Origin of the sequence: Dyadobacter sp. CY261 (assembly GCF_021440085.1) — a bacterium.
GTDB lineage: Bacteria > Bacteroidota > Bacteroidia > Cytophagales > Spirosomataceae > Dyadobacter.
The window spans coordinates 424,103-435,703 of sequence record NZ_JAKCPW010000003.1; the positions used below are offsets into that span (position 1 = coordinate 424,103).

Annotated in this window: 6 protein-coding genes and 2 riboswitches; of the genes, 3 read left to right on the forward strand and 3 right to left on the reverse strand. The window is 50.7% G+C overall.

Annotation, left to right across the window (positions count from 1 at the left end):
* Positions 1–3 precede the first annotated feature (3 nt).
* The 3 genes from LZD49_RS11805 to LZD49_RS11815 are packed head-to-tail and all read right to left on the reverse strand — an operon-like array spanning position 4 to position 7,529.
* Positions 4–1,848 (reverse strand): magnesium chelatase subunit D family protein, encoded by a 1,845-nt coding sequence (locus LZD49_RS11805; RefSeq protein ID WP_234667554.1) that lies wholly within the window; start codon positions 1,846–1,848, stop codon positions 4–6.
* 24 nt (positions 1,849–1,872) lie between these two features.
* Complete coding sequence (locus LZD49_RS11810) at positions 1,873–6,177, reverse strand: cobaltochelatase subunit CobN (RefSeq protein ID WP_234667555.1); 4,305 nt, start codon at positions 6,175–6,177, stop codon at positions 1,873–1,875.
* The gene (locus tag LZD49_RS11815; protein ID WP_234667556.1) at positions 6,150–7,529 is read right to left on the reverse strand and encodes a cobyrinate a,c-diamide synthase; all 1,380 of its coding nucleotides are present in this window, start codon (positions 7,527–7,529) and stop codon (positions 6,150–6,152) included. The genes LZD49_RS11810 and LZD49_RS11815 overlap by 28 nt, the downstream gene beginning before the upstream one ends.
* Before the next feature lie 56 nt (positions 7,530–7,585).
* Between LZD49_RS11815 and LZD49_RS11820 the strand changes: the two genes are divergently transcribed.
* From LZD49_RS11820 to LZD49_RS11830, 3 genes are all read left to right on the forward strand, one after another.
* Positions 7,586–7,804, forward strand: coding sequence for a hypothetical protein (locus LZD49_RS11820; protein WP_234667557.1), 219 nt, complete (start codon positions 7,586–7,588; stop codon positions 7,802–7,804).
* 381 nt (positions 7,805–8,185) lie between these two features.
* A riboswitch (cobalamin riboswitch) is annotated at positions 8,186–8,342 on the reverse strand.
* A 75-nt stretch (positions 8,343–8,417) separates the two neighbouring features.
* Positions 8,418–8,643, forward strand: a riboswitch (cobalamin riboswitch).
* Positions 8,644–8,746: 103 nt separating this feature from the next.
* Positions 8,747–9,391 carry a hypothetical protein gene (locus tag LZD49_RS11825; RefSeq protein ID WP_234667558.1) on the forward strand — a complete coding sequence of 215 codons (645 nt, stop codon included), beginning with the start codon at positions 8,747–8,749 and terminating at the stop codon, positions 9,389–9,391.
* Between the two features lie 2 nt (positions 9,392–9,393).
* Positions 9,394–11,583, forward strand: coding sequence for a TonB-dependent siderophore receptor (locus tag LZD49_RS11830; RefSeq protein ID WP_234667559.1), 2,190 nt, complete (start codon positions 9,394–9,396; stop codon positions 11,581–11,583).
* Positions 11,584–11,601 lie beyond the last annotated feature (18 nt).

Genomic DNA, 11,601 nt, shown 5'->3' on the forward strand with positions numbered 1-11,601 from the left:
AATTTAAATAACGATCCGCTCCGAAACGGTTTCCATAACCTGATCAGCTGAAAGCTCCTCCAATGACAAATATTCTGCGCCCAACGCTTCCGCCAAAGTTCTTGCTTTCCCATAACGGACATAACCACTTTCAGTATCCAACACCAGGGCCTGACAATTCAACTCCCGGGCGATTTGCAACGACTGCCCCCATGCGTCGCCGTTTCCTCCTTGCAAAGGTACATTAGCCTTCCCATCGCTCAATATTACCAGGAATGGTTGAATTCCGCCTGCTCCGGGAAGCGCCGACAACATTTGTTCCGCGAGCTGCAATGCATGTGGCAATGGCGTACGCCCGCCAGTCGGAAGCTTTTCCAATGCCTGCTCAGCCAACTCCGTGCTACGTGTCGGTTCGAGCAAAACCGTAGCCTCTACCCCTCGGAATGAAATGACGGCAACCATATTTCGTTTTTGATAAGCGTCTTGTAGCAAATTCATTACACTTCCTTTTACAGCCTCCATACGCTTGCCAGCAGCCATGGAACCGGAGGCATCTACCACAAAAAGGATCAGGTGACCGGTCTTATCATTCCGGATTTTCTGATGCAAATCCTGCCTTTCAAATCCTGCACCATCCGGATCGCGTATTATCGAATGTAGGACGGTTTCAGTAACGGCAATATCCGTAACATGATCACTTTTGATTGCTCTGACCTGGTATCCCTTCGTGGTTTGCTTAGCCTTTACGCTCCGCCCGTTCGAAAGATCCGAGCGTTCGGCAGACATAGTATTGAACAATTCAGGAACGTTTATTCCAGAATAAATACCCACGATCTGTTCGTCTATATCTTCCCCGCACTCTCCGTCGTCGCATTTAGTATGATCATCCTCATGTTCAGCGTCCTCATTTGGGAGAGAAGAACTTAAACTGGATGGCTTGCCCTCTTTCGGGCTCAAATCATCTTGTTTGTCGTCCGAAGATTTATTGGGTTGTGGTGGCAATGCTTTCTTGCCCTTGCGATGCGTTAATACCAGCTCCGCTGCCTCGCGTACATCATCTGGCGTTACAGTCGTGCGATTATTCAATGCCGCAATCGTGAGCGCCGTTTTGTACATGACAATGTCGCCCCGAAGACTGCTCACCCCCCATTCAATGCACAATTGGCTAATTATTTTCAGCAATCCGTCAGCCACTTGCACCGACGGCAGTAGCTGCTGAGCCCTGCTTATCTGCTCCTTGATAACCTCCTGACCACTGACCCACTGATCTACGAACCCCATCGGATCCCGCTCAAATGCGATCCTCCTTCGCACCACCTCCGTTCGCGCGTGCACATCGGTTTGCGCGCTCACTTCGACCATCATTCCGAAACGGTCGAGAAATTGTGGGCGAAGGTTTCCTTCCTCCGGGTTCATGGTGCCGATGAGCACAAACCTGGCCGGATGACTCACCGAAAGGCCTTCACGCTGCACGGTATTTACACCCGAAGCCGCCACATCCAGCAAAACGTCCACCAGATGATCCGCAAGCAGGTTTACCTCATCGATATATAAAATCCCCTGATGTGCCCCCGCGAGCAGCCCGGGCAATAATTTCTTAGTTTTATTGGCAAGAATAGCTTCAATATCCAGACTGCCCAGCACACGGTCTTCCGACGCGCCTAGCGGCAGATCGACAAACGGCACCGACTCACCATGAGAGCCCAAAGGTGGCATTACTGCCGCCAATCCGCGCACCGCCGTGCTCTTCGCCGTCCCTTTATCACCTTTGATCAGCACCCCGCCAATGCCAGGATTGATCGCACATAAAAGCAGCGCCTTTTTCAGTTTCTCCTGCCCAACTATGGCGGCAAACGGGTATAGTGTCATTTCAATTTTAATTACAAATAATCCCTATTCTGCCCTTGATTCAAGCAGCGCCTCACTTTTGAGATACAAATTTTTCAAACCTTCCAGCGCTTCTTCTGAAGGCTTTTCCCAAAGCCCCCGCTGCGCCGCTTCCAGTAAACGCTCGGCAACTGCGTGGAGCGCCCAGGGGCTGTTCTCTTCAAAAAACTGCTGCATGGCAGGATCCAGCGCGTAGGTTTCAGCCACTTTTTCATACATCCAATCGTCGACAACGTGCGCAGTGGCGTCGTAACCGAAAAGGTAATCCACTGTCGCGGTAAGTTCCAGGGCACCTTTATAGCCATGTTTCTTGATGCTTTCAATCCATTTCGGATTCACGACTCTTGACCGGAAAACGCGCAACGTTTCTTCCTTCAAGTCCCTTACAACCGGACGAGCGGGATTTTGAGAATCACCAAAATAATGTCGCGGCTGCTGGCCCGTCAGATTACGGATCGTCGCGATCATACCGCCGTGAAATTGCAGGTAATCGTCGCTATCGAACAGGTCGTGCTCCCGGTTATCCTGGTTATGCAATGCTACTTCGACGCTGGCCAGCCTTTGCGTAAATTCCTTTCGCGCATCCACTCCCTGCACGTTTCTGGAATAGGCATAACCACCCCAGTTGATGTAAACTTGTGCGAAATCACCGTCCGTTCGCCAGTTCTTTTCGTTGATCAGCGGCAGAATCCCGGCTCCGTAGCTACCCGGTGCTGCACCAAAAATGCGGAATGCAGCCCGCTCCTCCGCCTCTTCAATGGGTAAAGAATCATCTTTTTGCAGCTCAGCAAGCTCCTTTAAATAATGCTTTTTAATAAAATTCATTTCCAAAGGCTCATCAGCGGCAATAACCATCTGCACTGCCTCGTCCATCAATTCGATCAAATGCGGGAATGCATCCCTGAAAAAACCGCTGATCCGTGTCGTGACGTCGATGCGCGGCCGCCCTAACTCTGCAATGCCGATCATTTGCAGTCCTGTAATCCGTCGGCTTTCGGCCTGCCATACGGGCTTTACACCCAGCAATGCCAACACCTCAGCCACATCGTCCCCGTGCGTACGCATCGCACTGGTACCCCAAATGCTGATCCCGACACTTTCCGGGTATCGTCCGGTTTCTTTCCAATGGCGGTCGAGCACTTCTTTTGCTAACTGCTGGCCTACTTCCCACGCTGCTTTGGAAGGCAACACCCGTGGATCGACCGCATAAAAGTTCCTTCCTGTGGGCAGTATATGGGCCATCCCACGCGTTGGTGCACCGCTCGGGCCGGCAGGAACATATCCACCGGAGAGCCCGTGCAGCAGATGAATAATTTCTTCATCCGTTCGTGCAAGATTGGGCACTAGCTCTTCTGCCATAAATTTCAATATCGCACGAAGGCCTGCCAACTGTGGCAAAGTCGGATTTTGATTGATCGCCTCGAATATGACACGATCAATGGTTTTGGGATCAAATCTGTGATATTCGAAAAGCCTGATCAGGTGCAAGGCCATTTCATCCAGTACTTCCAACGCGTCGGCATGGGTCGCTACCGGTCTGCCCGCCCATGACGCAAAAGCTTCCGGAAGCACCGGCAATCTTTGTCCTTTTTGTTGATGCAGTGTTTCAATATCAAAACCATGCAATGCAGCCAATGTGGCTTGCATACCTGGCACAGGGCCGTTAGGAAGACGTGTCAGGGATTGCAGCATATCGATTAGCGCATCGCCTACCGGCATTTCACCCAGCGTATGCAAGCCGTTCCGGATCTGTGCAGCGCCCAGCTCACATAAATAGCCGTCGATATCCTCAATCAAATGCGCTATGTCTTTCCCGTCCATCTCCGCGAGGCCCACCGGTACACCTTCTGGCGTCATTTCATCATCCCAATCATGCTTATGGTCGCCGTGATCTCGGCTAAGCATGGCCGAAAGGTCGGCGTCGAGATTCGTTTGTTTGATGAGATCCCAAATTTGCCTTTGCAGCAATGGTAATTTAGAAGGATCGAGGCTTTCGACCTGATAATATTCATCCACGAGTTGGGTAAGCTGCGCGAGCTCGCCATAGCTGTCGGCCGACGTCATAGGCGGCGTCAAATGGTCAATGATGACCGCATGCGCGCGTCGTTTGGCCTGCGAGCCTTCACCGGGGTCGTTAATTATAAATGGGTAAAACAATGGCAAATCGCCCAAAAATGCATCCGGAAAGCAATTTTCAGATAACCCGATACCCTTTCCAGGCAGCCATTCCAAAGTGCCGTGCTTACCCACGTGCACAATCGCGTCGGCATCCCAGCTATCGCGGAGCCAGCGGTACAATGCATAATAATGATGGGTAGGTGGCAAATCAGGCTGGTGATAAATCGCGTCGGCGTCCATGCCATAGCCACGCGGCGGTTGCAAGGCTATAAATGCATTCCCCAAATCGAGCCCGGCGAGTGCAATATGGCCTTCATGCACATAGGTTTCACCAGGCGCAGGCCCCCATTGCTTCAGCATCTTTTGCTGCGCTGCTTCGGGCAACTCATTGAACCAATCTGCATACTGAGCAGCAGGCACCCGCGCGGCAGCCTGAGCGAGTTGTCCGGGCGTCAGGAAGTTCTCGTCATAGGCGCAAAGGTCGATCAACGCATGAATGAGTGCGGTGCCTGTTGGAGGCAATTCATCGATCCGGTAACCTTCGTCCTGCATTGCACTTAGGATATTGAGTAACGAAGCCGGTGCATCAAGCCCGACGGCGTTTCCGATCTGCGATGCTTTGGTATTGGAATTGGTGAGAATGAATGCCACTTTTTTATCGGCATTCCGCAAATGTCTTAGCCGTGCAAAACGGATCGCCAGACTGGTAACTCGCTCAACGCGGTCCTCCAACGGCACATAGCCGCGTGCGTCCCTGCCCTTCTCCTTGAAAGAAACAGGAACGGTGATAATCCTGCCATCAAATTCGGGAATAGCCACATTCATGGCCGTATCCAGCGGGTTAAGGCCCTGCGCCGACCATTCCCATGGCCCGCGGCTCATTCCGCTCGTAATCGCCTGTAACACCGGCACGTTAAAATCCTGCAATACTGTCACAACACCATTCGCATGCCCCGCCGGCTTAATGTCACTCATCGCAAACGAAATAGTATTGATCAGCACATCGATGCCCATTCCGGCTTCACGTTCGAAATATTCGAATGCAAAAGGCTTACCCGTTTCTGCGTCGATTGATTTGAGCGAAGACGTAAATACAGGCAGCGCATTTACGCCACGGTCTTCCAGCGAGCGGATGATCGCGTCGACAAAACCGGTATTGCCACTCAGCCAATGTGCCCGGTAGAATGAAATGCCGATCGTCGCCAATGCTGGATCGCGGTATTTCAGCCAGTCCGACTTGTCGGCAAATTCCGGCAGATCGGGATGGTAAATGCCATGTTCCGGCAAATGCATGGGAGCCCCGGCCCCGAAACCGGTCATCAGCAAATGGTCGGACAGATAGCTTAGCATGGCGATCAGGTTATTGTACCCTCCCGCCTGCAGATAGGCCAGCGTTTCTTGCAAAACAGCGGGTGAAACCGTCGAAACCGCTGCAAACTCCGGATTTAATTCCCCGGTACCGCTTACGACGATCAGATGCTGCCCCCGTTGACCGGCCAGCTTGACCAGCTCATTAAAACCAGGAATGCTGCTCAGCCGCCCATGAATGCGGATAATAATGATCCTTGCCGCCGCAATTTCCCTTTGCAAGAGCTGCTGCATTTGCTCCTCGCTCTTGATCGCCATCAGGCTGATGCCCGTTGTCTTTGGGAAATCATCGGGCAGAAGTTGCAACGCCCGATCGAGCGTCAACAAGTCGGTGTCAGCGTGTGTGAGAAATACGACCCCGTCGGCCGGAACGGCGGTCTGCCCAAGTTCAGTGGAGGTTTCCGAACCTTTCCAGGTGTAAAATTGAAATACATATTCAGCCAGGTCCGAGGGCGGCACCAGGTATCGGTCGGCCTTCACCATACTTTCGATATAATCAAAGATCGCGATGATCTGCCAGTCGTAATTAACGGAATGGAACCACACCGAATGCCCGTCGAACAGCAACGTCACCACATTCGCGAGCGTACATGGCCCAAGGCATCCTCCCTTGGTCATGTGTACGACATTTCGTAGTTTTCTCCGTAACCATTCACTTTTGTATAACTCGACCGGAATCGGTGCATAACCGCGGTCGACGCGCCCGCAGCAGCACGCGTTATAGCAATAGGAAAGATGCCCACGCCGCTGCACGAGGTTAATGGCTTTTCCGTCGGACCGCGTAACGCGCTGACGTTTCATTTTGGGCGATGGGCTGTCTGCCATTTCCTTGCGGTATTTTGAATGGATTTGTTGATGAAGTGTTGAATGAAATCGGGTTTATCGGCCCAGTAGAAGTGTGTATAGGAGGCAAAAGTGTTTTGTTTGCGGAAAAGTTGTGTATCGACCGACATGCCCTTTGCATTGGTCAATCGCGCATTTTCTGCCTGCATCTGGTGTTCTTTCAATGCCGAGTAATGAAATTCGTGGCCATTTATTTCCAGTCCGTCCCAATGCATCGTCCGATAACCCAGCGTCATTCTTGATTGTTGCAACGTAGTCTCGCAATCCAGCACACCAGCCATTGGAAAAACATCGCCGCTGCTGGTAATGATCGACTTTCCCAGATACATCATCCCGCCACATTCGGCGTAGGTCAATCCACCGTTTTCACAATATCGTTTGACGCTTTCCAGCATCGAAAAATTATCGGAAAGTTCTTTGGCGAACAGCTCTGGGTAACCTCCGGGCAGGTATAGCAGATCTGTTTGAGGTAATACACGGTCGTTTAAAGGACTGAACCATTGCACTTTACCAAACTCCTTCAACGACGCTATGTTCTGGTGATATAAAAAGGAAAACGCCTCGTCCTGCGCCACCGTAATCTTCAATTCCAGGGAATTGTTCTCCTGGACTAAGGTGTCTTTTTGACTTAAAACAACCTCATTTTCAAACGGATCAGCCGACGAAGTGATTTCCAGCAACCGGTCGACATTCACCGTCCGAGGGATAATTTCCGCCAGCCTTTCGATAACACGTTCGTAATCAATTTCAGCGGTGATATGTAACCCCAGGTGCCTGGAAGGAATGCGCAAATCCTCGTTTTTAGGCAAATAACCCAACGCCTCCACGCCCGCGTCCGCACAAGCATCCTTTAAAAAGCTATAATGCGATTCGGTATTCACAAAATTGAAAATCACCCCCACCACGCGGATTCCGGGAAAGAAGTTTTTTAACCCATAAATCAGCGGCGCGGCGGAATAGGCCATCGAACCGGCATTGATCACTAACACTACGGGCATATTAAGCAACGCCGCGATCTCCGCGCTGCTGCCCCGCATTTTATCCGCCCCATCGAAAAGCCCCATTACGCCCTCGGTCACGCTCACATCCGCCCGGGATGCGTAATGCGCGTACACTCCCCTCACGTGCGCCTCCGAAGCCATGAAAGTGTCGAGGTTCAGGCCGGGCCTGCCTGCCGCCGTGGAATGGTGAATAGTATCAATATAATCCGGCCCGCATTTGAAAGGCTGCACCCCCAATCCCCTGTTTTTCAGCACACGCAAAAGCCCCAGGGTCAAGGTCGTCTTGCCCGAATTACTCGAAGGAGCGGAAATGAGGAAATTGGATTTTGTCATAGTTCAGGTGTTCCCGGCGGCTATTTATTTAAGCTGAGTGATTGCTACTTTGAAATATGAGAAAAACAAAAACATTGAAAACCAACTATGCGCTTCCAGGTCAGCCCATGGCCGGCGAAGAAGCCAAACGCATGGTAGAAGAAGCTCAACAAGGAAAATTTCATTCTATGGACGATTTAAAACGGAAAATCGCTGAATGGAAGTTGAAATTCGCCCGGCAGTTATCAGCGATCTCGCCATCGAAAGCCTTGAGAACGTTTACCTGTATGGTCTGAAAACCTTTTCCCACTCCTCTGCAACAGTTTTCGTAGAAGAACTCTACACCCGCATCAACCAGCTTTCTTTCTAATATCTTCACCATTCCATTTGTCTTTTCATCCCGACGAAAACCGGCATTTACAGAAACCTGCAACACGGCAAGTACCTGGTCATTGACCGAATCAGGTCGGAACGGATTGAAGTTCTGAACATCATTCATAGCAGTCGCATGCCATCGAAGATTAAAGCCGCGAGAAAATCAGGATTTGACATGCGTTAACCCGCAATCAGAGAAATCAGCAAGAAAAAGAAAGGCATACCCAGGCAGCACCGCCACCCGGCAATCGGGTGATAACCCGACAAATATCCAAACCAGACCCTGCTTCATCCCGCGAAAGCATTGTCAACAAGAAAAGGACCGGTGCTCTGGCTTGGAAATTCAATGAGTGAATGTTCACTCATTGAGCTTCCCTTACAGTTGCGCGACAGCTCGTGATTTTCACACGATTCCCCTGGAATGCGTTGATACGCAATACCTTTTCCTGTTGGAGAAGTATGTTAAAGAACTTTTTGTATCGTAAAGTTAGCGGTATTCACCTATTTTCCGGGTTTATCTCCAACAAAAAACCATAGCTTTGCGCATTCATTGGTTCGCGCCTCCGGCGTGATTAAAAGGGAATCCGGTGCAAATCCGGAGCAGTACCCGCTGCTGTAAGTTCACTAACGATATCCTGGCAAGATGCCACTGGGGATTTTAATGAGTGAATGTGCAAATGAGACACATTCACTCATTATCCCGGGAAGGTGCCATGGATTTGAACGAGCCAGAAGACCTGCCGTTGAAATGATCCGGTTTTGCTTTCGGGAAGAAAGGCAAGAGGAAACGGCAGGCTGCATCGTGGCCGCGCTACTCCCTGCATTCTCCCATAAGTTATTTTCTAATTTATGCGGAAATCCAAATGATTCATTATCTGCTTATTGATTCACTGCTCCTCGGCGTGCAGCATTCCTTCGAGCCCGACCATATGGCGGCAGTTTCGGTCCTTGCGACAGAAGAAAACAAGAGCGCTGTCCAGCGGGGCCCTGCCCTCCGTTGGAAACTTATCTGGCGGTCGTCGCATTGGGCGCTCGGGCATTCACTTACGCTCATTTTGTTTGCCATTCTCGTGCTATTGCTCAAATCCACGTTGTCGCTGCAAATTGCCGATCAGGTGGAAATGCTCGTGGGGCCGCTTATGATATGGCTGGGTATGCTGGCCATTAGTAGAAATTTCAGGAAAAAGATAGTTCCGGTCGATCGGGGGGAGCGTAAAGTCAGCCGTTCGTTCTGGGTCGGGATGGTGCACGGGCTTGCGGGAACAGGCGGGGCTTGCGCAGTGGCGCTTACACTCGCGGCACGCGATGCCATGACAGCCGTTTGGATCATTATTCTGCAAAGTATCGGCATTATCTTCTCCATGTCGGCATATGGCTACTTCTTTGCGTTTTCTATCGGCCGTTTTTCCGGAAAGCGCGAGCGTTTTCTGATGATCGTCAATTACCTGGTCGGTGCATTGTCGATCATTATTGGTGCAATAACCCTTTTTGAATCATTTCCATTTTAATAATGCATTCCCAATTCTACCAGTTCGCCAGCGTGTCCGCAAGGGGGCTGCTTCTTTCGTTAGTCGCATTTCATGCTGCATCTGCACAGGAGAATGTCGCCGACTCTGCCAGCCGCAAGTTGCTGGATCCGGTTGTCGTTACCGCTACCCGTTTTGAAACCAAAAAGGAAAAAATCTCCCAAAAGCTCGACATTATTCCCAAAGAAGATATTCAAAACACCCCTTCCAACGACCTGACCGACATTGTCAGGAAAACTGCGGCTGTGGATGTCATTCAATACCCTAACCTTTCATCTGGCATTGGTATACGCGGTTTCCGCCCACAATTTTCAGGCCTGAACCAACGGACGCTATTGCTGATCGACGGTCGTCCTGCCGGAGCTACCAACCTTTCGCAGATCAACCTGAATGGCATCGAGCGCATCGAAGTGCTGAAAGGGCCCGCGTCGTCGCTGTATGGGTCCCAGGCGATGGGCGGAGTGATCAATGTGATTACCCAGCATTCCAAAGGTGCACCGGGTGGCAATGCATTTCTGGAATATGGCAGTTTTAAAACATTGCAGGCCGGGCTCAATACCGGCGGGAATCTGACATCCAAATTCGATTATGATCTGTCTTTCAGTTATTTTGAAAGGTCAAAGGATTACAAAATCGGCAAGAATAACTGGCTGCGTAATGCATTGGGCTACCAGCACGCACGAAAGAATTACACCGACAGGCCGACCGTCGAAACGGATGAAACTACGGGTGACGGATTACGACGTGCTTTCACGGAGCTGCATTACTATTCCGGTGCATTGCGGCTGGGCTACCAGATTGCAAAAAACTGGCGCATAGATGTGCGCGGGGAACAGTTTCAGGCAAAGGATGTGGAATCGCCTGGCGAGCTGTCGTCGGGAAGCACCGAGGCTAGTACCAAGGATGTCGATCGTCAGGCGGTGGACATTTCATTGTCAGGGCGGTTGGGCCAGCACAGCCCATCTGTGAAAGTTTATGCCTCGGAAGAGAATACTAAAAACTACACTCAAAATGTATCGGGCAAACCCGTTATTCCTTTCCGCTCCGCGCAAGGCCATAATGCATGGAAGGGCATTCAGGTCAAAGATGTATGGAAATTAGGGCAACATTCGGTGATATTAGGCTACGATTATCTCAATGCATCCACCAACAGCCGCCGCTGGACGAACGACACCACCGAGCGTGCTCCTACTCAGCCCGAATATGCCCTTATTTCCAGCGCATTCTTCGGACAGGCATTGCTGAATTTGGGTAAACTCACCCTGCAACCCGGCATCCGCCTTGACCACATTACTTCCGATGTCCGTGAAACGCCGCTGTTGCCTACCTATAAAGCCGGCAAAAAGTCCACCCCTTTCACCAGCCCAAGTCTTGGAATCACCTACGCATTGCTTCCGTCAATTCGCGCTAAGGCGAACATCGGTCGTGCATTCGTTACCACGGATGCATACAGCGTAGCGGGATACAATGAAATCCGAGATTCCAAAGGCCGCATAGCAGTCACGGCCGGAAACCCCGATCTGAAAAACGAAAGCAGCCTCAGCTGGGATCTGGGACTGGAATTCACCAAACCGAAATCAGGCTTTGCTGCGAATGTGACATTCTATACTACCAAAGTCGAAAACCGAATTGCGAAAATTATCAGCGTCGTAAACGAACCATTAGAAAACGGTGACCTAATCACTTCGCGCGCAACGTTCGTCAACGCGGCAGATGCGCACATCACCGGTTTGGAAACCGAATTCTCTTACGATTTTGGTGCGCTGAGTAATTACCGCTACTCATTGAAAGCATTCTGGAACGGTAATTCTATAATCAAAGCTAAAGAACTCATCGTCGGCACCGACGCGTCCGAAGTCCGCCGCGACATTCAGAATGTAGCGCGCAATACGTTTAATTTCGGAATAGCTTATGATAATTTGAAGTGGCTGCAATTAAGGCTTTCCGGAAGGGCGATCGGCACGAGGAAAGATATCGATTACACTGATCCCATTAATCCTGAAATCGAATATCCGCAATACATGGTACTTGATTTCGTAGCACAGTTTAAAATCGCAGGCGGGCATACCATCGCATTGAAACTAAACAATGTGACAGATGAAAATTACTACGAAAAGCGCGGCTACAACCTACCAGGCCGTGCGTTGTCGGTGCGATATTCGAAGAGTTTTTAAACATGTGGCCAGGCTAAA